This window comes from Moraxella nasicaprae (genome assembly GCF_025643275.1).
Lineage (GTDB): Bacteria > Pseudomonadota > Gammaproteobacteria > Pseudomonadales > Moraxellaceae > Moraxella > Moraxella nasicaprae.
On sequence record NZ_CP089977.1, the window covers coordinates 1,950,176 to 1,973,931 of the forward strand.

General features: G+C 44.0%; 23 protein-coding genes. 13 read left to right on the plus strand and 10 right to left on the minus strand.

What is annotated here, in order from left to right:
* Positions 1-10: 10 nt before the first annotated feature.
* The gene (nudC, locus tag LU297_RS09230) at positions 11-835 is read right to left on the minus strand and encodes an NAD(+) diphosphatase (protein WP_263076221.1); all 825 of its coding nucleotides are present in this window, start codon (positions 833-835) and stop codon (positions 11-13) included.
* Positions 811-2,097 carry a DNA polymerase III subunit epsilon gene (gene dnaQ / locus LU297_RS09235; RefSeq protein WP_263076222.1) on the minus strand — a complete coding sequence of 429 codons (1,287 nt, stop codon included), beginning with the start codon at positions 2,095-2,097 and terminating at the stop codon, positions 811-813. The genes nudC and dnaQ overlap by 25 nt, the downstream gene beginning before the upstream one ends.
* Before the next feature lie 415 nt (positions 2,098-2,512).
* On the opposite strand from dnaQ, the gene LU297_RS09240 reads away from it, so the two are divergent.
* A complete protein-coding gene (locus LU297_RS09240) occupies positions 2,513-3,157 on the plus strand; it encodes a tRNA (guanine-N(7)-)-methyltransferase (RefSeq protein WP_263076224.1) in 645 nt (214 codons plus the stop codon).
* Complete coding sequence (locus tag LU297_RS09245; protein ID WP_263077390.1) at positions 3,157-4,380, plus strand: TIGR03862 family flavoprotein; 1,224 nt, start codon at positions 3,157-3,159, stop codon at positions 4,378-4,380. Before LU297_RS09240 ends, LU297_RS09245 begins: the two co-directional genes overlap by 1 nt.
* Positions 4,381-4,446: 66 nt before the next feature.
* Here LU297_RS09245 and LU297_RS09250 read toward each other — a convergent pair whose 3' ends face one another.
* Positions 4,447-5,826 carry an ABC1 kinase family protein gene (locus LU297_RS09250; RefSeq protein WP_263076225.1) on the minus strand — a complete coding sequence of 460 codons (1,380 nt, stop codon included), beginning with the start codon at positions 5,824-5,826 and terminating at the stop codon, positions 4,447-4,449.
* Between the two features lie 304 nt (positions 5,827-6,130).
* On the opposite strand from LU297_RS09250, the gene LU297_RS09255 reads away from it, so the two are divergent.
* Positions 6,131-6,310, plus strand: coding sequence for a hypothetical protein (locus tag LU297_RS09255; RefSeq protein ID WP_263076226.1), 180 nt, complete (start codon positions 6,131-6,133; stop codon positions 6,308-6,310).
* 128 nt (positions 6,311-6,438) lie between these two features.
* Here LU297_RS09255 and purD read toward each other — a convergent pair whose 3' ends face one another.
* The 5 genes from purD to LU297_RS09280 form a co-directional block, all read right to left on the minus strand.
* The gene (purD, locus tag LU297_RS09260; protein WP_263076227.1) at positions 6,439-7,710 is read right to left on the minus strand and encodes a phosphoribosylamine--glycine ligase; all 1,272 of its coding nucleotides are present in this window, start codon (positions 7,708-7,710) and stop codon (positions 6,439-6,441) included.
* 73 nt (positions 7,711-7,783) lie between these two features.
* Entirely contained in the window at positions 7,784-8,416 is a 633-nt protein-coding gene (locus LU297_RS09265; RefSeq protein WP_263076228.1) for a fumarylacetoacetate hydrolase family protein, read from the minus strand.
* A 175-nt stretch (positions 8,417-8,591) separates the two neighbouring features.
* Positions 8,592-9,593, minus strand: coding sequence for an alpha/beta fold hydrolase (locus LU297_RS09270; RefSeq protein WP_263076229.1), 1,002 nt, complete (start codon positions 9,591-9,593; stop codon positions 8,592-8,594).
* 8 nt (positions 9,594-9,601) lie between these two features.
* The gene (locus LU297_RS09275; protein ID WP_263076230.1) at positions 9,602-9,766 is read right to left on the minus strand and encodes a rubredoxin; all 165 of its coding nucleotides are present in this window, start codon (positions 9,764-9,766) and stop codon (positions 9,602-9,604) included.
* Positions 9,767-10,130: 364 nt separating this feature from the next.
* Positions 10,131-10,607, minus strand: a complete 477-nt coding sequence (locus LU297_RS09280) for a tetratricopeptide repeat protein (protein ID WP_263076231.1) — start codon at positions 10,605-10,607, stop codon at positions 10,131-10,133.
* Positions 10,608-10,931: 324 nt separating this feature from the next.
* Between LU297_RS09280 and pheA the strand changes: the two genes are divergently transcribed.
* The 5 genes from pheA to dusB all read left to right on the plus strand — a co-directional run bounded on the left by pheA (position 10,932) and on the right by dusB (position 16,932).
* The gene (gene pheA / locus LU297_RS09285) at positions 10,932-12,035 is read left to right on the plus strand and encodes a prephenate dehydratase (protein WP_263076232.1); all 1,104 of its coding nucleotides are present in this window, start codon (positions 10,932-10,934) and stop codon (positions 12,033-12,035) included.
* 51 nt (positions 12,036-12,086) lie between these two features.
* Positions 12,087-14,378, plus strand: coding sequence for a bifunctional prephenate dehydrogenase/3-phosphoshikimate 1-carboxyvinyltransferase (locus tag LU297_RS09290; protein ID WP_263076233.1), 2,292 nt, complete (start codon positions 12,087-12,089; stop codon positions 14,376-14,378).
* A gap of 162 nt (positions 14,379-14,540) precedes the next feature.
* Positions 14,541-15,437 carry an EamA family transporter RarD gene (gene rarD / locus LU297_RS09295; protein ID WP_263076234.1) on the plus strand — a complete coding sequence of 299 codons (897 nt, stop codon included), beginning with the start codon at positions 14,541-14,543 and terminating at the stop codon, positions 15,435-15,437.
* Complete coding sequence (gene folB / locus LU297_RS09300; protein WP_263076235.1) at positions 15,437-15,793, plus strand: dihydroneopterin aldolase; 357 nt, start codon at positions 15,437-15,439, stop codon at positions 15,791-15,793. Before rarD ends, folB begins: the two co-directional genes overlap by 1 nt.
* Before the next feature lie 119 nt (positions 15,794-15,912).
* On the plus strand, positions 15,913-16,932 hold the full coding sequence (dusB, locus tag LU297_RS09305) for a tRNA dihydrouridine synthase DusB (RefSeq protein WP_263076236.1): 1,020 nt from the start codon (positions 15,913-15,915) through the stop codon (positions 16,930-16,932).
* 19 nt (positions 16,933-16,951) lie between these two features.
* Here dusB and LU297_RS09310 read toward each other — a convergent pair whose 3' ends face one another.
* Together LU297_RS09310 and LU297_RS09315 are read right to left on the minus strand one after the other, a co-directional pair.
* Positions 16,952-17,344: a surface-adhesin E family protein gene (locus LU297_RS09310; protein WP_263076237.1), complete on the minus strand. Its 393-nt coding sequence runs from the start codon at positions 17,342-17,344 to the stop codon at positions 16,952-16,954.
* A gap of 31 nt (positions 17,345-17,375) precedes the next feature.
* Positions 17,376-18,287, minus strand: a complete 912-nt coding sequence (locus tag LU297_RS09315) for a LysR family transcriptional regulator (RefSeq protein WP_263076238.1) — start codon at positions 18,285-18,287, stop codon at positions 17,376-17,378.
* 227 nt (positions 18,288-18,514) lie between these two features.
* Between LU297_RS09315 and hppD the strand changes: the two genes are divergently transcribed.
* The 5 genes from hppD (at position 18,515) to maiA (ending at position 23,717) form a co-directional block, all read left to right on the plus strand.
* A complete protein-coding gene (gene hppD, locus LU297_RS09320; protein ID WP_263076239.1) occupies positions 18,515-19,603 on the plus strand; it encodes a 4-hydroxyphenylpyruvate dioxygenase in 1,089 nt (362 codons plus the stop codon).
* A gap of 179 nt (positions 19,604-19,782) precedes the next feature.
* Positions 19,783-20,328 (plus strand): VOC family protein, encoded by a 546-nt coding sequence (locus LU297_RS09325; protein WP_263076240.1) that lies wholly within the window; start codon positions 19,783-19,785, stop codon positions 20,326-20,328.
* Positions 20,329-20,488: 160 nt separating this feature from the next.
* Entirely contained in the window at positions 20,489-21,487 is a 999-nt protein-coding gene (locus LU297_RS09330; protein WP_263076241.1) for a fumarylacetoacetate hydrolase family protein, read from the plus strand.
* A gap of 153 nt (positions 21,488-21,640) precedes the next feature.
* Positions 21,641-23,026, plus strand: a complete 1,386-nt coding sequence (locus LU297_RS09335; protein WP_263076242.1) for a Na+/H+ antiporter NhaC family protein — start codon at positions 21,641-21,643, stop codon at positions 23,024-23,026.
* Between the two features lie 55 nt (positions 23,027-23,081).
* A complete protein-coding gene (maiA, locus tag LU297_RS09340; RefSeq protein ID WP_263076243.1) occupies positions 23,082-23,717 on the plus strand; it encodes a maleylacetoacetate isomerase in 636 nt (211 codons plus the stop codon).
* The last annotated feature ends 39 nt before the right edge of the window (positions 23,718-23,756 follow it).

The window sequence follows — 23,756 nt, forward strand, 5'->3', positions numbered from 1 at the left end:
GGTTAATGAGTTAATGATGATGAAACTGTTCGATGACAGCACGAATCAATTGATGAGAGATACTACCAGCACGAGGCGTGGGAGGTAATTGGCTTAGTTCAAAAAAATCCGCTTCGGCAAGCTCTTGCTTATCAATGACGATGTCGCCCCCGTCATAATGGGCAAAAAATCCCAGCATCAAATTACTAGGATATGGCCACGATTGGCTACCAAAATAACGAATGTCCTTGATGCAAATGCCTATCTCTTCTTGCACCTCTCGTACAATCGCCATTTCGACCGTCTCGCCTGCTTCCATAAAGCCTGCAATCAGTCCAAATATGCCACTTTTGTGCTTGTGGTGTCTGGCAAGTAGTAGCTGTGGTTTTGGTGTGTCAGTACGAACGATGGCAACAATCACACACGGCTGTATGCGTGGATAGGCGTGATGTTTGCAGGCGGTGCAGATTTTGGCGTATTCGTGGCGATGAAAGATGGTTTTGTTACCACACACACCGCAAAATTGATGCTCATGTTGCCACCGAACCAAAGCAATGGCGTGGCTTAGATGATTGGCGGCTGTTTCGTCCATGTGGCTAAGCAAGTTGCCAAATTCGATGAATTGCAGGTTTTTGGCGGTTTTGCTGTCATAGCCTTGCCCATAGGGATATATCAACCCAAGCTCCAATGCGTCCGTCAATCCGATGGCATGTGTCGCCAACCAATGATGGGGCGGTGCAAATAGCTTGATGGCTGATTTTGGCGTATTGGCAAAAGTGTGTGGCAGACCATTTTCATCACATAATACACCACTGCCACGAATGACCCACATCACGATAAGACAGACTCTCGCCAAATGCGGTCAGCGTCAAAATCAGCACCAGACTGCTGAATTAGGCTGGCATATTGTGATAAATCGCTAAACGCAACCCCTTGTTCATTTTGTTCACTATTTTTGACTTCTTCGTCCATTGACAAAGCAAGCTGACCGCCTGTCATCGCCAAAAAAACTTCCGCCAAAATCTCAGAGTCCAGTAATGCCCCGTGGAAAGTACGGTTTTTATTGCCTACACCCAAGCGATTGACTAGGGCGTCAAGTGTATTTTTTTGACCAGGATACATTTGCCTTGCCATTGCCAGACTGTCGGTCACTTGAACTCTATCCAAAAAGTCGGTCAGTCCAACTTTGTCAAATTCCATTTTTAAAAATCGCATATCAAAGTTGGCGTTGTGTGCGATGACTTCGCTGTCCACCATAAATTCATAAATGTCTTGGGCGACTTCGGCAAATTTTGGTTTGTCGGTCAAAAATTCATTGCTAATGCCATGAACTCTGATGACTTCCTCGTCCATCTCTCGGTCGGGATTGATATAGACATGCAGTTTTTTGCCAGTAAATTTGCGACCAACCATCTCAATGATACCCACCTCAACGATACGATCACCGCCTTGGTCTTCAAAACCTGTGGTCTCTGTATCCATGATGAGTTGGCGTTCGGGCTTGCCACGATTGTCAGGCTTGGGTAATAACGCCCAAAAATCAGGATTGATACGACTGGTATCGCCATCATAGGCAGGGTTTTGTTCGCAATGCTCTGACGATGGCGTGGTATGCACACTGATGTCTGTTGATGAATTTGGCGTGGCGTCTTGGTCGGTTAAGGCGGGAATGAATGTTTCGCCAGCACCATCGACACCCAGATTGGCAAGTTTATCCGCCATTTCGTTACCTGCGTGCCCTGCATGACCTTTGACCCACTGCCAATCAATACGGCGATTTTGACTAAGGGTATCTAAGCGTTGCCATAAATCTTGATTAAGTACCGCCTTACCGTCTGATTTTTTCCAGCCACGAGCTTTCCAGCCGTGTATCCATTCACTGATGCCTTTTTGAACATAGCTAGAATCCGTCCAGATTTGAATCGGTGTATCGGCAGGCGTGCGTTCTAGGGCGGTGATTGCTCCCATGAGTTCCATTCGATTGTTGGTGGTGTCAGGCTCGCCACCCCAGATGTTGAGTATGTCGCCATTTGGGTAGGTGATGTGCGTACCAAATCCGCCAGCCGCCAACTCTTTGCCATTGCCCTTACAAGCACCATCGGTGTATGCAATAATCATAATAATCTCGTGTGATTGTTTTGTTCTATTATAAAGCATTCTGCTGATTTTTTGGGGATTTTTATGTCAAGAAAATGTTTGTTGCGACAAGATTTGTGCCAATCTTAGGGCGATTATTTCATCAAAATAGGATATAATACGCATCACAAGCATTCACTCATCATCTCATCTCTTAAAAGCATGTTGTTGATGATATGGGCGTTGAATTTGCTTAGGTTTTTTATTGACGATGTTTTTTTGTAAAAAAGTATCAAAAAGGGATTGATGACACGCTTGTTGGTGCTAGCCAAACCTTTGATGGTAGGCTGTCTTGCCAAAGTTTGTCCGTTATCAGACATAAGATTGGTAAAAATTAAGCCCGATACAAGTATGATGTCGGTTGTCATCAATGCTAATGATGGATTAGAGTTTATTTATGTCACTTAGCCACCATTTTGCCAGAGAGTTTCATTGGCAATATCTGCACGCCCCCAAAGGCGTGGTTTTAACCCAGACGAATCGACCTTTGTATTTGGAGATTGGTGCTGGCAAAGGTAAGCACGCTTTATTATTTGCCAAAAATAATCCGCAGGCACAGTTGCTGGCGGTGGAACGCACCAGTGAAAAATTTGCTGCATTTGATAAACGGTTTGACCAGCATGCACCAGACAATCTGCAAGCCATTCATGCTGATGCCATTGCGTTTTGTGTGCATTTTATTGAGCCAAATTCATTGGCAGGCGTGTTCTTGTTGTACCCCAATCCAGAGCCGCACAATAAAAATCAACGCTGGCTGAATATGCCATTTTTTGAATTTTTATTATCTCGTATGCAGGCAGGGGCGAGTATTGTGTTGGCAAGCAACATTGCCAGCTATATTGATGAGGCTTGTGATTTGCTGGATGCTGTTTGGTTGTTGCCTTATCAAAAACGCACGATTGAGCCATCATCAGCACGAACGCATTTTGAGATTAAATATCTGGCAAGAGGCGAGCTTTGTCAAGAATTGACGATTACCAAACCAGCAGGATATCGCACCCGATTTGATGAGATTGGGGCGGTTGGCACGCAGACAAGATGATGAATAAAAAGCACATTGCCATTGTTGGTGCAGGAGCGGCAGGATTGATGGCGGCAGAGGTGTTGTCGTCCCATGATGATGTGATGGTGTCTGTGTATGAGCATAAACCGACTGCCGCTCGTAAGATATTGATGGCTGGTAAGACGGGGCTAAATATCTCACACGCTGAGCCGCTCGACCAGTTTGTCAGTCGCTACTTGGTGCATGATGAGCGATTGGCAAATTATGTTCAACGCTTTGATGCCAATGCCATCAGGGCGTGGATGTTGGGTTTGGGTGTGGAGAGTTTTGTTGGCTCAACTGGACGCATTTTTCCAACGCAGATGAAAGCATCGGTACTGGTGCGAGCGTGGCTAAATCGATTGTCAGAGGCTGGTGTGGCGTTTTATTATCGGCACGGCTGTATTGATGTGCAAGGCACCACCTTAACTTTGGTGCAGTCCGACCAAAAAGGCGAGGTCATCAGGCAATTTTCCCAAGATTTTGATGCCGTGATTTTGGCGTGTGGCGGTGGTTCGCATGCTAAGCTGGGCAGTGATGGGGCGTGGCAAGAGTGGTTTGATGATGAGCAATTAACGCCACTATACCCCAGTAATGTGGGCGTGTTAAAAGACTGGTCATCATTCATTGAGCCGCTGTATGGTCAAGCCATTAAGCGAGTCAAGGCTTGGGTGCAGCCACAGCACAGCCATCAGGGCGATATTATCATCAGCCATTATGGGCTAGAAAGCGGTCTAATTTATCGACTCAATCACACGATGAGACAGGCGATGAATCAGGAGGGTTTTGTGCTGCATTTGGATTTATTGCCCGACAAAAGCCTTGATGCCATCATTAAAATAGTTCAACAAAACAAAAAACAATCCCTTAACACTGTGTTAAAAAAATTAGGACTTGATAAAGTCAAGATTGCCGTTTTGCGAGAATGCACCAATAAAACCGACTGGTCGGATTTTATAAAAATGGCAAATCACATCAAGGATTTATCCATCAAATGCACAGGATTTCGCCCCATTGATGAGGCGATTAGCACAGGCGGCGGTGTGAAATGGTCCTGCTTGGACGATGATTTGCAGTGTTTGCATCAGGCAGGGCTGTTTTGTGCAGGCGAGATGCTTGATTGGGACGCACCGACTGGTGGCTATCTTTTGACCGCCTGTTTTGCCACAGGTCGTGCCGCTGCTCATGGCGTATTAAAATTTCTTGATGTCAAAAAATCTTAACACGCATTTAACACACATTTAACACATATTTAAGGGCATGCTGGGCAATTTTAGTTTAGATGATGACTAAGTAAGAGTATCAGTTTTGGCGGTTTGGGCAGTCATGAATGGTGCCATGAGTGCGTCGCCATCGGTTCTAGCATCAAGAGCAACCAGTAAAGCGTACGCTCCGATGAATTTTCGACTGATGAACATCATCTCTTTGGGGGGCAGGCTAAATTCCAATGACTGCATGCCTTGCTTGGCGTGTGCCATCACACGGGCGTACAAATCACTGCCTGCCCATCGATAACTGCCTGTATCATCAAGGCGTTGTGAATCTAGGGTGCTTGGCTTGGCAAAGGGTTCGCATGCCATCAAAAACACCTCTGCCATGTCGGATTTTGGCTTGCCGTTGAGATGGTCAAAGAATGGATAGCCAGTCATCGCTGACATCATCAGGGTTTTATCCTGCTGATAGCCTGCCTGAATCAGTCCTTTGGCAATGGTAAGCAGATGTTCATCAAATTGTTTAATCGCACCAAAGTCAAGCAATACCAGCTTATCAATGCCATCTTCATGTCGCACCAAATAATTACCAAAATTTGGGTCTGTCTGCATTTCTCCCCATTCAAATAGCTCCCTTAGCACAATCTCAATGGCAGCGTGTCCTAAGGCATTTTTTCGAGATTGAGGCAGTGTGGTCAGGCTTTCATCATTGAGCGAGACCCCAGCTTCAAAGCTCATGCAAATCAAGCGGTCGGTGCTATAATTATCATAAATGGTCGGTACGATGTAGCGTTCATCGTCTGCCAAATATCGAGCAAATCGCTTGGTGGTGTTGGCTTCTAGGCGATAATCCACTTCTTTGTGCAACAGATGATTGATTTCATAAAACCAATCGTCTAGTGCCTTAGTCTGAGGAACGGCATTGGTAATTTTTAATAAATTTTTAAAAATAGCAAGGTCTGAATTGATGGAATTTGCTACATTGGGGTATTGTACTTTTAGGACGACCTGTCTGCCTGTGAACTTATGCACCGCCTTATGCACCTGTGCCAAACTGGCTGTACCAAGTGGTGTGCGTTCAATGTCAAAATCATCAATCCTATCGCCCAGCTCCTGACGAATGCTGTGTTCGATGACTTGCCAAGCCAAAGGCGTTGTACTAGCATCAAGTGTGTGCAGGGCATTTAGCACTTCTTTGGGCAAAAAATGCTCGCCATATAACGCCAGCATCTGACCAACTTTCACCACAGACCCTTTAAGTTTGCCAAGTTCGCTAACCAAATAGTCAGCTTGTTCTTGGAGTAGCTGATGTTTTTGAATGGCTCTTTGTTCTTTGCTGAGCAGTAGTCCGCCCACGCTTGATTTTGCCCAGTTTTTACCGATATTGAGCGAGGTTTTGGCGATGGATAGCTGGCGTTGGAATGGGCTGGTTTTTAGTTTATCAAGTGGCTGACTCATAATTAACTTGCAATAACACTGTTTGACAATGTCGCTATTATAGCATTTTGCCAATAAAATCGCTAATGCTTGTTATCCGACTGATGCTTAATGGGTAAAATAATCAATCAGATTACCCTTGACAAAAACAGTATGCAAAAAGGTGTGCTTTGCTTATCTGCTTAAAAACTGATTTTGTATTTTTCACAAAAAGCCACCAATCAGTTGCCCAAGTCGTTCCATACTCGCTATCATTGGTTTGACTGATTGATGGTAAAGATTTGATGGATAAATTGGCAGCCAATGGCTTGTGTACGTACTTTTTATGGATAAAAATTTGGCAATCAGGCTGACCATCATGGATACCTTGTGTCTGATGGGTCTAACCAAACACCATCAGACGAATAAGAAATTTTGGTTCTGGTTCAAAAAGTATGCCACAAAGAAAACCGTTCGTGGTGAGCTTGTCAAGCCGCTACTATCTTCCCAACCGCAGGCAAGTTAATGGCGAACGAAAAAACCTAGTTTGGCATACTTTTTAGACCTTAGACCGCCGCCGAAATTTTAAGGTGAAGGCGTTTTAAAGATGTTAAGAAAAAAGAGCGATGATGTCTCGCTCTTTTTTATCGGCAGTCATCGATTGATGGCACGCCAGCCAATATCACGACGATATTGCATGCCATCAAAGTGAATGTCTTTGATGGCTTCTAGGGAGGTGGTTTGTGCGGTGGCAATATCATCTGCCAGTGCAGTGACGCACAGTACTCGTCCACCATCGGTAACAATGTTGCCATCAACCTGTTTTGTGCCAGCATGAAATACTTTGATGGCAGGATTGTTGGTGGACAATCCTGTGATGACATCGCCCTTGGAGCTACTTTCTGGGTAGCCACGACTGGCAAGCACTACACCTAAGGCAACCTGTTTCGACCAGTCGGCATGAGCAGGTAGATTGCCTGCCAAGCCCTGTTCAATCAGATGTACCAAAGAGCTTTCTAGTCGCATCATGATGGGCTGCGTCTCAGGGTCGCCAAATCGGCAGTTAAATTCAATGACTTGTGGATTGCCACATTCATCAATCATCAAGCCTGCATATAAAAAGCCTGTATAAGGCGTGCCATGATTTGCCATTGCATCAACCACAGGACGAATGATACGCTCAATGACTTTATCATGTACTGACGGAGTAACAACAGGAGCAGGGGAATATGCACCCATGCCACCAGTATTTGCCCCCAAGTCGCCCTCAAAGATGCGTTTGTGGTCTTGGCTGGTTGCCATTGGTAGGATATTTTTGCCATCAATCATGCAGATGAATGAGGCCTCCTCGCCAGCCAAAAATTCTTCGATGACGACACGACTGCCAGCATCGCCAAATTTATTGTCCGCCAACATATCATCTACGGCAGCAAATGCTTCCTCTTGATTGGTGGCGACAATCACACCCTTGCCAGCCGCCAGACCGTCTGCCTTGATGACAATGGGCGTGCCTTTGGCAACGATGTAGTCTTTGGCAGCATGAGCATCGGTGAAGACTTCATAAAAAGCGGTGGGAATGTTGTGCTGTTTCATAAAGGCTTTGGCAAAAGCTTTTGAGCCTTCCAGCTGAGCACAATATTGTGTTGGCCCCCAAATGGCAATGCCAGCCTGACGCAAATCATCAACCACGCCAGCAACCAAAGGTGCTTCTGGGCCAACCAGCACGAAAGCAACATCGTTGTTTTGGCAAAATGTGATGAGCTGTTCATGATTGGCGATGTCCAAATCGACATTTTGTAGTTTTGGCTCAGTGGCTGTACCAGCATTACCTTTGGCAACAAAGACAGTGCGTACTCGTTCATCTTTGGCACACGCCCAAGCTAAGGCGTGCTCTCGTCCACCTGTACCCAAGACCAAGATATTCATAAAACTTCCTATTTATTGAAACAATCGTTTAAAATATTGATGATGGCTGAACAATTTGACCATCATGAGTGTATTAGGCGACAGAGAGGACAAATTTATCGCCATTGATGCCTGCTGTCATTGTGTCGCCAGCGGTAAGTTTACCCACGCCCTTTGGTGTGCCAGTATAAATCAAATCACCTGCTCTTAGACCAAAATGTCGATGCAGATAATCAAGCTGGTAAGCAATATCAAAAATCATTTTATCGGTGGTGTCGTGCTGACGAACTTCGTCATTAACCGACAAAAAAAGCTCACAGACATCAGGCGTGCCAAGTGTTAAAGGAGATAGCCAAGCTGCATCTTTAAATCCTTTGGCAAGCGTCCATGGCAAGCCTTTTTCTTTGAGTTTGGCTTGAATATCTCTGGCGGTCAAATCAAGCCCAACACCATACGCCTGCACGCATTCAACGGTTGCCACTGCATCATCAGCCACATCTTGACCGATGTATAAAACCAGCTCAACTTCGTGATGAATGTCATTTGAAAAGGAGGGTAGTGTCAAGGTATTGGCGGTGGTTAAGGCGGTGGTTGGTTTTAAAAAAACCACAGGTTCGCCTGTTGGCGTGTTGCCAAGTTCGCTGATATGCTCAGCATAACTGCGTCCAATACAATAGATGTTATTGATGATGGCGGTATCGCCAGTGGTAAAATGCACAGTTTTCATCAGATGACCGAGTAAATTTTTTGCCAAAGAAATAACCAAATAATGCCCCTTATCATATCAAAAAACCTGCACAAAACAAAGTCATTTCTGGCAAATTTTAGCCTTTGTTTGACGGATTGATGAAATGGATAGTGGGTCGTTTGAGGCAATCAAACCGACCAATTTATTGGCAATATCATCGACAATGGCGACTGATTAAATCCACCAAATGTGCATGATAGTAGGCTGGCAAATCATGCCCCAAACCTTGCACCAAAGTAAAGCTGGCATTGGGAATGGTTTTGGCAAGAAGTTTGCCATGACTGGCTGGTAGCAGCCCATCTTTATCGCCGTGAATGATGAGGGTTTTTGCTTTGATTTGTTTGCTAAATCTTAAAATAGAACCAGATGCTAAGATGGCGGTGAGCTGTTGAGATACGCCTAATGGGTGAAAATTTCTTTGGTAGCGTTTTTCGGCAATGGCACGAGTGCCTTTGATGTCCAAATGACCTGGCGAACCAACAGCGGTCATGAACCAGACGCTATGGCGTACCATGTCTCTTTGAGAATGACTTTCGGGACGACGAATGAAAGTCATGAATTGCTTGGGATTGGGCGGTCTTAAAAATGCTCTATTGGATGTGCTGAATAATAAAATCAGATTTTGGATATATTTGGGGTAGCGTGCAGCAACGATTTGGGCAATCATGCCGCCCATCGATGCACCGACCAGATTGACTTGACTAAGCTGCAAGGTCTTAGTCAGGCGAGCTACATCCTCTGCCATGTCGGTGAGTGTATAGGCGACTTGTTCTTGGCGATTGGACAATCCTGCTTGCATTTTGAGCATCATTTTTAGAGGATTGAGTCTGGGCAGACCGTCAATCTGAATTTTGCTGGACAATCCTGTGTCTCTGTTGTCAAAACGAATGACAAAAAAACCAGCCTCCATGAATAATTTTAAAAAATCATCTGACCAAAATAACATCTGAGAACCAAGTCCTGCTACAAAAATAATCACAGGATTGTCAGGATTGCCCCCAGCTTCCACACACAACTGAATGCCATCGCCAATATCAATGATGGCTTGATAAAGATGGTCAGACAAATCGGACGGATACCAATCGATTTGACCGAATCGTTGCCATGAGTCGGGCGGTGTGCGTGGCTGTGCGTGAAAAGGGGTGCTGGTCATCATGCTGCGGATTAGATTTCTACCATTTCAAAGTCCAGCTTGCCTACACCACATTCTGGGCAGGTCCAGTCGTCTGGAATATCTTCCCAACGAGTACCAGGTGCCAAGCCTTCTTCTGGGCAGCCAAGTTCCTCATCATAAATCCAGCCGCAAACAATACATTGATATCTTTTCATAAAAAACCTTTCTTGTTGATTGCCGATGTCCAAGACAACAGAATGTCAAGGAGTTGGGTAATTGTGTTTAGTTTACATATGTATCGTATTTTTGACAAGTAAAATTTTTTAATTTATCAGTTTGATGAAGTAAAAAGCTGTCGTGGTCTGATTTAAATCAGTCTAGATAATATGTGTGTCAATGTTGAATGTTGGTCGTGCGACTAAGCAATTTTCTAGGCGAATCATGAATGGCTTGTTAGGTTCTGTTGGGGTGGCTGCTGGGTTAAATTTTGCAAGCAAAAATCAATCATCAAGCAAGCCCATGAAAAACCCCTTTTATCAATGGAGTGATAAAAGGGGTGGATATCATGCTATCGTGATATTAGCGACGAGAGCAACCTTCATGAATGCCGTTGTCGCAGGCTTTACCAAACCATTCTTTGGCGATGGCTTTATCTTTGGCGACCCCATAACCTTTGCGATACATGACTGCTAAGTTGAATTGAGCCTCTGGGTGACCTTGCTCGGCGGCTTTGGTGTACCATTCTGCTGCTTTCTTTTCATCTCGTGCAACACCTTGACCATCTGAATACATGGTGGCTAGGTTGTATTGAGATTTGGCATGTCCTTGCTCAGCGGCTTTGGCATAGAACTTGGCAGCATTTTCAAAGTCTTCTTTTTTGTCATAAGCAAAACCAGTCAAATATTGCAGATTGGCATCGTTTGATGAGGCAAGCTCTTTTTCACAGATGTTAGCAGCCGCACTGTCTTCGCTTTCAATGGCTTGCTCGCAACTTTGGGCATAGGCTGCACTGCCAGTCAACGCTAGGGCAACAAGTAGGGTTTTCATCAATTTCATCGCAGTCTCCTAATGCTAATGAAGGGAGGAATGAGCCATATCATAAGATAAAAATTTTTAAAAGACAATACTTTTTTTATGAAAAAAAGTTATAAAAATACGAGTGATTGTATCGCCATATTAGCTTATTTAAATCACCAAATAGATAATATTTTGATGGCTGTGCCAACAATCAGTGGTGTGTGAGTTTTTATAACCAAAAATGATGAAAAATACAAAAAGCATAAATAAAATTTGTCGAAAGCCTACACCAAACACAAAAAATCGTGTATGATGGTGGTATTTATGGTTTAAGTCGATATTTTGATAGAAGGATACCGAGCAATGAGCGAAAACACCCCCATCAATACCGATGAAATTCAAGCTCACCGCCGCAGAATTGATGTGATTGACGAGCAAATTCAGCAACTCATCAATCAGCGTGCTAAAATCGCCCAAGAAGTCGCTGTGGTCAAAAAAAATCATGGCGACCACCCAATTTTTTATCGTCCAGAGCGAGAGGCTCAGGTGCTAAAAGCCGTCATGGCTCGCAATGAAGGGCCGCTGTCTGGCGAAAAAATGGCTCGTCTGTTTCGTGAGATTATGTCGGTGTGCTTGGAGCTAGAAGAGCCGCAACGAGTGGCATTCTTAGGGCCTGTGGGGACTTTTACGCACGCTGCTGCACTCAAACACTTTGGCAAAGCTGCTACGACCGTTTCTTTGACAACCATCACCGATGTCTTTCGTGAGGTGGAGTCGGGCAATGCCATGTATGGTGTTGTGCCTGTCGAAAACTCATCAGAAGGCGTGGTTAACCATACTTTGGACGCTTTTTTGTCATCAACACTAAAAATCATCGGTGAGGTAGAACTACCCATTCATCATCATTTCTTGGTGGCAGAACACACCCGAGTGGAGAGCCTAAGTCGTATCTATGCTCATCAGCAAGCGTTGGCACAATGCCGTCATTGGCTGGATGTGAATTTTCCCAATGTGGAGCGAGTGGCGGTATCCAGCAATGGTGAGGCAGCTCGTCGTCTGCAAAACGAATGGCATTCAGCAGCGATTGCAGGCGAAGTGGCGGTGGCTGAATATGGTCTGCACAAATTGCATGAAAACATCGAAGACAATCCAGGCAATACCACCAGATTCCTCATCATCGGTCGTGAAGAAATTGCACCGTCAGGTACGGATAAAACTTCAATCATGGTGTCAAGTCCTGATAAGGCGGGGGCATTGCTTGAATTATTACAACCTTTGTACAAGCATGGTGTATCCATGACCAGCATCGAAACTCGTCCAGAAAGACCTAATAAGTGGTCGTATGTGTTTTTCATTGACATGGACGGACATATCAGCGATGAAAGCGTATCGACAGCGATTGATGAAATGAGAGTGCTTGCCAAAGAGCTGCGGATTTTGGGTTCGTATCCAAAGGCAGTGCTATAATCATCAAGGGGCAAATACTTTAACACAGGCAAAATGCCAAGATGTACTGGTATGAATAAGATAAGACAGCCAATTTTTGACCAGATTTGTGTGGTTGGGCTTGGTTTGATTGGTGCGTCCTTTGTGCAGGCATTGGTGCAAGCAAACCAAGACACGCCATTGATGCGTCGTATCGTGGCGGTGGATAGCAATGAGCGAAGTATTCGATTGGCTTGCCAAGCAGGTCTGATTGCAGAAGGTCATACTGATTTATCGCAAGTTGCACAGGGGTCAGACCTGATTGTCTTGGCAACGCCTGTGCAATCCATACCAAAGTTATTTGCCCAAATTCATGCCTTATCAACGCTTAAAAAATTACCAGAGCATTGCATCATCAGCGATGTTGGCAGCACCAAAGCTGATTTATTGCAAGCAGCTCGGCAGATTTTTGGTCAGCATCATCGATTTATTGGCGGACACCCGATTGCAGGAGCGGAAAATTCAGGCTTTGAAGCCCGAAAAGGCGATTTGTTTGTTCGGCACAAATTGATTTTATGCCCTGATAATCATAGCGATGCCAAAGACATACAAAAATTACAAGCCTTATGGCAGGCATTGGGTGCTGATGTGGTATTGATGTCAAGCGATAGGCATGACCAAGTGCTGGCTTACACCAGTCATTTACCGCATTTGCTAGCATTCTCCCTGACGCATCAATTAGCAGAGCATGACGATAATTTAGATATTTTGCGATATGCCGCTGGGGGATTTCGAGATTTTAGTCGCATTGCTGCCAGCGATCCACAAATGTGGCACGATATTTTCTTGGCAAATAAGACAGCGATTTTGCAGGCGTTGGACGAGTTTTCGGCACATTTGGGCGAATTTCGCCAGCTGATACATCAAGAGCAGTCGCAGTCATTACTGGCTTGGCTTGGCAAATCAAGAGATGTTCGCAGGCATTTTGGGCATATGCTCACCAGTCACGATACCAGCCATCATTCATCTACCCATCAGGATATTTATATGACCAATCAAAGCTATCATATTAAACCCGCCCAATCCATCTTGGGTACGATTACTGTACCAGGCGATAAATCTATCTCTCATCGTTCCATCATGTTTGGTTCTTTGGCTGATGGTGTGACCAAAGTCAGTGGATTTTTGCAAGGTGAAGATGCGTTGGCAACCCTGCAAGCATTCAGCGACATGGGTGTCAAGATTGAACGAGAGGGCGACCAAGTAGTGATTCATGGTGTGGGCATTGATGGTCTTAATGCACCAAATAAGCCTTTGTATATGGGCAATAGTGGCACAAGCATGCGTTTATTGGCAGGAATTTTATCCGCTCAGCAGTTTGATAGTGTCATGACAGGCGATGTCAGCTTATCAAAAAGACCCATGGAGCGAGTTGCTAAGCCACTGCGTCAAATGGGGGCGATAATCCAGTCCACGGGCGAAAAAGGCACAGCACCATTATCCATCACAGGTGGTCAGTCTTTGACAGCCATTGATTATACTTTGCCTGTGGCGTCAGCACAGATTAAATCCTGTCTGATTTTGGCGGCTTTATGGGCAAAAGGTACAACCACCATTACTGAGCCTGAGATTAGCCGAGACCATACAGAAAGAATGCTTAATGCCTTTAATTATCCTGTACACAGCAAAGATGGTGTCATTACAGTAACGGGTGGTGGTCGCTTGACTGCGTGCGATATTATCGTGCCAGCTGATATTTCAAGTGCTGCGTTTTTTATGGTGTTGGCGGCAATCGGTCAAGGAGAGGGACTGACCATCAAAAAAGTTGGCATGAATCCCACTCGCACAGGCGTGATTGATATTTTAACATTGATGGGTGCAGACATTAGCATCACTAATGAAACTGTGGTGGGTGGCGAACCAATCGCTGATATTATCGTCAAGCCATCGCAGCTGATGGGCATTGATATCCCAGAACATTTAGTGCCGTTAGCCATTGATGAATTTCCTGTTCTGTTTGTGGCGGCAAGCTGTGCCATTGGCAAAACAACCCTAACAGGTGCCAAAGAACTAAGGGTCAAAGAGTCTGACCGTATTGCGGTGATGGCGGAGGGTTTGACCACTTTGGGTATCGAATGCGAGGTGCTTGATGATGGCATGATTATTCATGGCAAGGGTAAGGCAGGGGAAACGACAGCGATTTTTGGTGGCGGAGTCATTGAAAGTCATCACGACCATCGCATTGCGATGAGTTTTGCGGTGGCAAGCGTCAGAGCGTCCGATGACATCATTATTCATGGCACGCAGACGGTAAACACCAGCTTTCCAAATTTTGCCAATCTTGCCAATCAAGTGGGTCTGAACATTCAGGTTATTGATGAATGATTGTTTAGATTTTATTTGAAAAAAAGATTGGCGGTGTGCCAATCTTTTGCTTTTTGATTCGCTTAGAAAATATGACCATATGCCAAAAAATGATGATTCATATCTTTGGCAAAACCGACTTTTGATTTAAGTTTTTTCTTTGCTAAGAGTTTGGATACGAGTATGCAAAAACCCATCACGACCAGCGTTCAAGGGGTCATAACTGCCTTATCTGCTTTTTTATTATGGGGAAGTTTTCCTTTATATTTCAAGCAGTTAAGTCATTATAACGCCATTGAAGTCATCGTTCATCGAGTGGTGTGGACTTTGGTGGTGCTATCGATGGTGTTATTGATTGCCAGACGGACGGCTTGGCTAAATATCATTAAGACTCAGCCAAAATGGCTTGCTTTGACTTTTTTGGCGGCGTTGATGATTGGTACAAACTGGCTGACCTATGTGTGGGCAGTGGCAAATAATCAGGTGCTAGAAGCCAGCTTGGGCTATTTTATCAATCCATTGATGGGCGTGGCATTTTCTTTGATATTTTTTAAGGAAAAATTAAGAAAATTACAAATCGTCAGCGTGTTTTTGGCCATGTTGGCGGTGTTGGTTCAGGTGTTTTGGCTGGGTGGTGTGCCATGGGTCAGTTTATTATTGGCGATTAGTTTTAGCATCTACGGGGTCATTCAGCGACAAACACCATTTGATGCCATTGATGGCTTATTTATTGAGACTGCTTTATTACTACCGCTTTGTTTGATTTGGCTTGCCAATGCCTCAGTGGCAAGTGCATCACCAGATTTTTGGCTAAGCAGTCAGATTGGCTTATTGATGCTGGCAGGTCCCATCACTCTAATCCCTTTGTTGCTATATAATCGTTCTACCAAAATGGTGGCATTTACGCTACTTAGCTTTATGGGCTATCTGACCCCCAGCATTGTCTTTTTATTGGCGGTGTTTTATTATCACGAACCATTTACTTGGCAAAGTGTGATTGTTTTTGGTATGATTTGGCTGGCTTTACTTATTTTTAGTGCAGATTTGCTGTATCATCAGCGAAAGTTAAGAGGTTTGTGATGAATGATGTTGTTTTTATTCAAGGTTTGAACATCAATACACTGATTGGTGTCTATGATTGGGAGCGGGCGATTAAACAGCTTTTGGTCATCGATGCTGAGATGGTATGCGACATGAGTCGAGCAATTGCTGATGACGATGTAGCTCATGTCATCAATTATAAAACAGTCTGTGAGGATATTGAGGAAATATGCCATCGTGCCAAAGCGGAATTATTGGAAACTTTGGCTGATAAGATTGCAACTCATATTTTGACAAAATATCCTTGCCGACAAATCACGCTGACCATTCATAAGCCTAACGCCATCAAACAGGCACAAAGTGTTGGCGTGAAGATTGTTCGTAGCATATCTTAAATTGCGTTTTGTGATTGTACCCACAAATTTGCAACTTGGTTTAAAAAAGTTGCAAATAGGGTGCAATATTGATTTCAAAATATGCAAGTTTATCCTATTTGATGTAAGTTTATACCACAATGACCACAACACAAAATCAAGAAAAACCCCTTAAAAATCAACACATTCTGCTACAACCCTTGCAAATAGGGGGTTTGACGATTGAGAACAGATTGTGCGTTGCACCGATGGCAGGGGTGACGGATAATCCGTTTCGAAAATTATGCAAATCTTTTGGAGCAGGGCATGCGGTCAGCGAGATGATTATTGCTGATACCGCTCTTTATGCTCGCAAAAAGTCTTTGTATCGTGCCAATTTTGATGGAGAAATTGCCCCGATTTCTGCCCAAATTGCAGGGGCTGAACCTGATAAATTGGCAGATGCGGCTCGTTTTCAAGTGGATAATGGGGCTCAGATTGTGGACATCAATATGGGGTGTCCTGCCAAAAAAGTGTGCAAAAAATTAGCAGGCTCAGCATTACTACAAGATGAGGATTTGGTCAAACGCTTGCTTGATACAGCGGTCAATGCGGTTAATGTGCCTGTGACGCTCAAAACTCGCTTGGGTTTTGCCAATGGTCAGGAAAATATCCTCAGTGTTGCTAAGATTGCTGAGCAGGCAGGCATTGCTGCCATTGCCATTCATGGACGCACCAGAGAGGATTTTTATACAGGGCAGGCTCGTTATGAATTGATTAAAGAAGTCAAACAATCCATCAATATTCCTGTGATTGTCAATGGTGATATTGACAGTCCAGCCAAAGCGGTGGCGGTGCAGGCAATGACAGGTGCAGATGCGGTGATGATTGGGCGGGCGGCACAGGGTCAGCCGTGGATTTTTAGGGATATTGCTCATTTTGTTAGGACTGGCGAAGTACCGCCAGCACCTAACCTTACCGAGCTTCGTCAGATTGTCTTGGCTCATTTGGAGGAGTTGTATCGTTTTTATGGCGAATATTCTGGGTGTCGCATTGCTCGCAAACATATTGCTTGGTACACGGGAGGCTTGCCCAATTCTAACGCATTTCGTGAAGCAATGTATGCTTGTCAAACAACTGATGAGCAATTTGCCGCTGTGGCAAATTTTTTATCTGACTGACCGTGATGTAGGTTTGTCATCAAATCCCACAAAGTTCTTGGCGTAAATCATCGGCGATGGTTTCCTCATTGATGACTTCCCAGTCGCCTTCGCCTAAGTTTTCGCCAACGATTTCATCATCAGACCAATAAAATTCATCATCAACACGCACCATGTTATTGGAGCAATCAAGCTTCCAATGCTCAATGGATGAATTGTACGATGTGACCCCATCATCTAAATATCGCCACTCATCATAGATGGCAGCAACATGAAGGGTATAGTCGCCCAGCTCGTCAAGCTCCAAGCTGTCTAAGTCATAATAAAAGTCAGTGTTGTCAGTGCTGTTAGAAAAATATGTCCAATCTTCTGCCAAAGCGTGTTGAGCAAATAATAGACTGGCACATAAAATCAATGAACGCATCAGTTGCATGGTTTATAATTCCTTATTTCAATAAATTGTATTAAGCTGATTGATGATGACCCCAAGCACTGACATATTTTGCCAAAAAATTCTCAAAAGCTGCGGTGGCTGGGGTAATGGAGCGATGTTTGTTTTTGTAAAGCAAAAATTTGCGACTAATGACAGGTTCGCTGATTGGTACCATTACAAGCCCTTGTTCCTTGACCCAAGCATCAGCATAGCTGAGTGCAACCGTGATACCAAGACCCATTTTGACCATGCCTAATGCGGTGGATAAAAAATTAACCTCATAATCGCTACGAAACAGTCGAGAACTGATGTCCAAAGGCAATTCATCAGCAATCTGCTTGGCAAAGGGTTCTTGTAGGGTAATTAGGTCATTTTCGCCCAAATCACGCCAAGTGAGCTTTTGGCGGTCGGCAAGTGGGTGGTCTGGGCGTAGCACCAAGCAAAAGGGCGAAGTAAACAGCTCATTAGCAACCACATCGGCACTAAATGGATACTCAGGACCAATGCCTAAATCAGCGTCCAAGATTTGCACTTGATTGATAACATCTTCGATGGAGCAGTCAATCAAATTTACCTGAATATCAGGATAGGTCAGTTTAAATTGACGAATCAACTCAGGCATCGCTGATGCAGCCAGTTGTTGTGGGGCAGCGATACGCACTTTGCCCTGATGAAAGTCTTTGAGGTCAGCAATTTCATTGCCCAAAAGCTGCATGTCGTGCAAGACTCTTAGGGCGTGTGGCAGGATTCTTTCGCCTGCATCTGACAGATGAATTTGGCGAGTGGTGCGGTCAAACAATCTGGTGTCAATATGCCGCTCCATTTCTTTAATCAGACCGCTTAGCGATGATTGGGTTAGGTGCAGCTCATCAGCGGCTTTGGTAAAACTTTTATGGCGGGCTACACTGGTGAAGGCTTTAAGCTGGCGAAAAGTGATATTCATTGAAATATCCAATAAATTAGTCAAAAAAACAATTTGTACATTTGGTGCGGCTATTTTATGATAGCAAGCACGAATTTGACAAGTATTATCTTTGGTATCTGATGATTTATTTTACAAAGACATCATAAAATACCAAGCCAATGCTGGTGAATTGGATTGACTTATCCGTTGCGATGAGTTGTGTGTTACCTAAGTGCAATATCGCACATCATTAAGGAATGATTGTTATGGCAGATTTATTTGAAAATCCAATGGGATTAAACGGTTTTGAATTTTTGGAATTTTCAAGCCCAAATGAAGGTTTCTTAGAGCCAATTTTTGAAAAAATGGGCTTTACCGAAGTGGCTCGCCACCGCTCAAAAGATGTTTCACTATATCGTCAAGGCGGTATCAATATCCTAATCAACCGCACCAAAAACAGCCAAGCCTACTACTTTGCCCAAGAGCACGGTGCTGGGGCGTGTGCGATGGGCTTTCGTGTTAAGGACGCCAAATTTGCCTATGAAAGAGCCATTGAATTGGGTGCTGAACCTGTGGAAGTCAAAACCAACCCAATGGAGCTAAAACTGCCAGCGATTAAGGGCATTGGCGGCTCGCTCATCTATTTTATTGACCGCTATGAAGACGGCAACACCATTTATGATGTGGATTTTGAATTCATCGAAGGTGTGGACAGAAACCCTGTTGGCTTTGGCTTTAAGGTCATTGACCACCTAACGCACAACCTGTATCGTGGTCGTATGGACTACTGGTACAATTTCTACCAAAAATTCTTTAACTTCCAAGAAATCCGCTACTTTGACATCAAAGGCGAATATACAGGCTTGGCAAGTCGTGCCTTGACCGCCCCAGATGGCAAAATCCGTATTCCACTAAACGAAGAGTCCAAGCAAGGCGGCGGACAAATTGAAGAATTTTTGATGAAGTTTAATGGCGAGGGTATTCAGCACATTGCGTTCTTGTCAGATAATTTGCTTGAAAGCATTGACAAACTTCGTGCCGCAGGCGTGCCACTTGCCACCGCACCAAAAGATACCTATTATGAAATGCTAGAAGAACGCTTGCCAGGACACGGTGAGCCTGTGGCAGAATTGCAAGCCCGCGGCATTTTGCTAGATGGTACGACCGAAGATGGTACGCCACGCCTACTATTACAGATTTTCTCTGAAACCTTGATGGGACCTGTGTTCTTTGAATTTATCCAAAGAAAAGGCGACTATGCACAAGGCTTTGGCGAGGGTAACTTTAAAGCCCTATTTGAGAGCTTAGAGCGAGACCAAATCCGCCGTGGCGTGCTAGAAGTACCAGCCGAATAATTTTAATTAGACGATAATTAAAGTTGAATGCAAATTGATAAAGGCGGATTGTATTTTTATTATAAAAAAATATCGTCCGCTTTTATCTAAACATATTTTAAAAATTGGTTATGATTTTTAATACAGTTTAATCACGATTTTATTAAAAATTTGCCCATTTTAAATTAAGGAAAAACATTATGGCTATCACACAAGGTGTACACCATGTCGCCTACCGCTGTAAAGATGCTAAAGAAACGGTAGAGTGGTATCAAAAGCATCTGGATATGGATTTTGTTTTGGCAATTGGCGAAGATAAAGTGCCGTCCACAGGCGAGGAAGACCCCTATATGCACATCTTTTTGGACGCAGGGGGCGGTAATATTTTAGCGTTTTTTGAATTGCCGACCCGTCCAGAAATGGGGCGAGACCCCAACACGCCCATTTGGACGCAGCATTTGGCATTAAAGGTGGAAAGTATGGAAAAACTCCTTGCCACCAAAGAAAAATTGATTAAGGACGGCATTGATGTCATTGGTCCAACCAATCACACGCTGTTTCATTCCATTTATTTCTTTGACCCCAACGGACACCGCATTGAACTGGCGTTTGATGTAACGACCGAAAAACAGTCAAAGGCACTTGATAAGGTCAAATGGGATATGCTAAACGAATGGGCGGTTACCAAAAAAGCCCCTAAACACGCCAGATGGGTACACGATGGCACCGAACCGCCAGAAGTATAAGCGATAAAAACCGCCTAAATGTCATTTTAAATTGATTTTAAAATAAAGAACAATGGGCGGTTTTTTATGCCATATTGGATTTATTTTTAAAAAATCAAATATGATGATGATTAAAATTGATGTATAATCTAATTTTAAGCAAAATTTTAAGGAAAAAAAGATGAAATTAGCCACTTTAAAAAACAACAGCCGAGACGGTCGCCTTGTGGTGGTAAGCCGTGATTTAAGCCGTTATAGCGAACCTGATATTGCCACCTTGCAAAACGCCCTTGACGACTGGGCAGCCGCCAAAGAACAGCTACAAGCGGTCTATGATAAGCTAAATGACGATGAAAGTTTTGGCACGCCTTTTGACCAAAACGCTTGCCACTCGCCCTTACCCAGAGCCTATCAGTGGGCGGACGGCTCGGCGTATCTGAACCACGTGGAGCTGGTACGAAAAGCAAGAAATAGCGAGGTGCCAGAGTCATTCTATGATGATCCATTGATGTATCAAGGCGGTTCGGACAGCTTTATCGCTCCAAGAGGTGATGTACTTGCCAAAAAAGAGTGGGGCATTGACCTAGAAGCCGAAGTGGTGGTGGTATCTACCGATTTGCCGATTGGGGCAAGTCCAGAACAGGCTGGTAAGGCGATTGCACTCATTGGACTTGTCAATGATGTTTCCCTGCGTAACCTTATTCCTAGCGAACTTGCCAAAGGCTTTGGTTTCTTGCAATCAAAACCAGCTTCAGCTTTTAGCCCTGTCTTTGTAACGCCTGATGAGCTGGGCTGTGCGTGGGCGGATAATAAGGTGCATTTGCCCCTAAATGTAGAGATTAACGGCAAGCCCTTTGGTTGCCCCAATGCAGGCGTGGATATGACCTTTGACTTTGCAAGGCTTTTGTCGCACCTTGCCAAAACTCGTGAGATTGAAGCGGGGACGATTGTCGGTTCTGGTACGGTGTCTAACAAACAAGGCAATCTGTACGGCTCATCGGTAGAACACGGCGGTGTTGGCTACTGCTGTATTGCTGAGGTGCGTATGTATGAGACCATTGAGAGTGGCAAACCCCAAACCGAATTTTTGGATAATGGCGACACTGTCAAGATTTATATGAATGACAAAGACGGCAACAGCATTTTTGGCGAGATTGTTAATACGGTGAAGACGATTTGATTATTTGGCTTTGCCGATAAATGGCTTAAAATGTCAATGAATGGTCGTGTGGTTTTGTTTGGATTGCACGACCATTTTTGATTATAATACAAAATATTTTATGATGACAAGGGTATGAGTTATAATGTCATCAAATGGTTATAAGGAATTTTTATGAGCAATCAAACCCCTCTTCTACACCTAACCCCCAAACAAGCCGTCCCCATTGCCGTCATCGTGGTCTTTGTGCTGGCTTTGACGATGATTAAATGGGGCTTTGTGCCCTTGTTGTCGCTACTGATTGTCATTTTAGGTCTGTTGCTGTTTGGTTTGTCAAAGGGGCTAAAATTTGACGATATGCAAGAGCGAATGATAGGCGGCGTGTCCACAGGTATGGGGGCGATTTATCTGTTTTCGTCCATCGGTCTTTTGGTGTCTGCTTTGATGATGAGTGGGGCGATTCCCACTTTGATGCATTATGGTTTTGGGGTGTTAAGTGCCGAGTGGTTTTATCTGTCTGCCTTTATTTTGTCAAGCGTGGTGGGCTTGGCGTTGGGTAGCGGTTTTACCACTTGTGCCACCGTGGGTGTGGCGTTTTTGGGCATGGCAAGCGGTTTTGGGGCAAATCCTGCGATTGTCGCAGGAGCGGTGGTCTCTGGGGCGTTATTTGGCGATAAGATGTCGCCTTTGTCCGACACCACCGCCATTGCCGCAAGCATTGTGGGCGTGGATTTGTTTGACCATATCAAAAATATGATGTACACCACCATTCCTGCGTGGCTGATTACCGCCATTATTTTTATGTTTATGCCGTCAGCGACAGGCGATTTGTCGGCGGTGGTAGAATTAAAAGACAATCTGTTAAAAAGCGGATTGGTGCACGGATATACATTAATTCCCTTTGCCATTTTGATTGTGATGGCTTTGATGAAAATCAACGCCATCTACGCCATTTCAGCCAGCATTGTTACCGCCATTGTGCTAACCTACACCCATTCTAACCCCACCTTATCACAAATGGGTGGCTGGTTCTTTACAGGCTATGCCTTGCCAGAGGGTGTGGATTTGGGCGATGTGGGCAAACTGGTTTCTCGTGGCGGTTTGCAAAGTATGTTTTTTACCCAAATTTTGGTGATTTTGGCATTATCCTTAGGCGGACTGCTGCAAGGTCTTGGTATTTTGCCTGCCCTACTTGATGGAATGAGACACCTACTTACCAAAGCCTCTCGTGGTGTGGCAGCCGCTGCCTTTACTTCCTTTGGTATCAATATCTTGGTAGGCGAACAGTATTTGAGCCTATTATTATCAGGCAACGCCTTTTTGCCAGAATATAAGCGTTTGGGACTGCACCCAAAAAATCTATCACGCACCATTGAGGACGCTGGTACGGTCATCAATCCCCTTGTGCCGTGGGGCGTGTATGGCGGATTTTTGACAGGGGTGTTTGGTATGCCTGTGATTAGTTATGTGCCATTTGCCTTCTTTTGTTATTTGTGTTTTATTTTGACGCTGATTTTTGGTTTTACTGGATTTACTTTGACCAAAATTAAGCCTGAATAATGCCAATGGGGTGTGTTGTTGCACGCCCTTTTTTTATATTTTAAAGGAAAAAACAATGAAACTTTATTCGTATTTTAGAAGTTCGGCAAGTTATCGGGTGCGTATTGCCCTAAATATTAAAAATTTGCCTTATGAGATTGTCCCTGTTCATTTGGTTAAAGGCGAACAAAAATCAGACGATTATAAAGCCAAAAACCCAAGTGGTCTTATTCCTGCTTTGGAATTAGAAAATGGCAAAGTGATTACCCAATCAATGGCAATTTTGGATTATTTGGAAAATGAATATCCAGCCATACCATTATTACCAAAGGATAATGTCAATAGAGCCATTGTTTTGTCAATGTGCAATATCATTGCTTGCGATACCCACCCTTTAAATAATTTAAGGGTGTTAAAATATTTAACAGGCGAATTAAATATCAGTGATGAGCAAAAACAAGATTGGTATGCCCATTGGATTTTGGTGAATTTTACTGCCTTAGAAGAATTATTAAAAGTTCATAGCGGTCAATACTCGTTTGGTGATGAAATTACTTGGGCGGATATTTGTTTAATCCCACAAGTGTATAATGCCAATCGCTTTAAGGTGGATTTGACCAATTTTCCTAATATTTTAAAAGTGGTGGAAAATTGCCAAACATTAGAGGCGTTTATCATAGCCAGTCCAGAAAAACAAGTGGATTTTGAATGATGTTTTGATGAATAAAAAAAGACCGATAAAGAATATCGG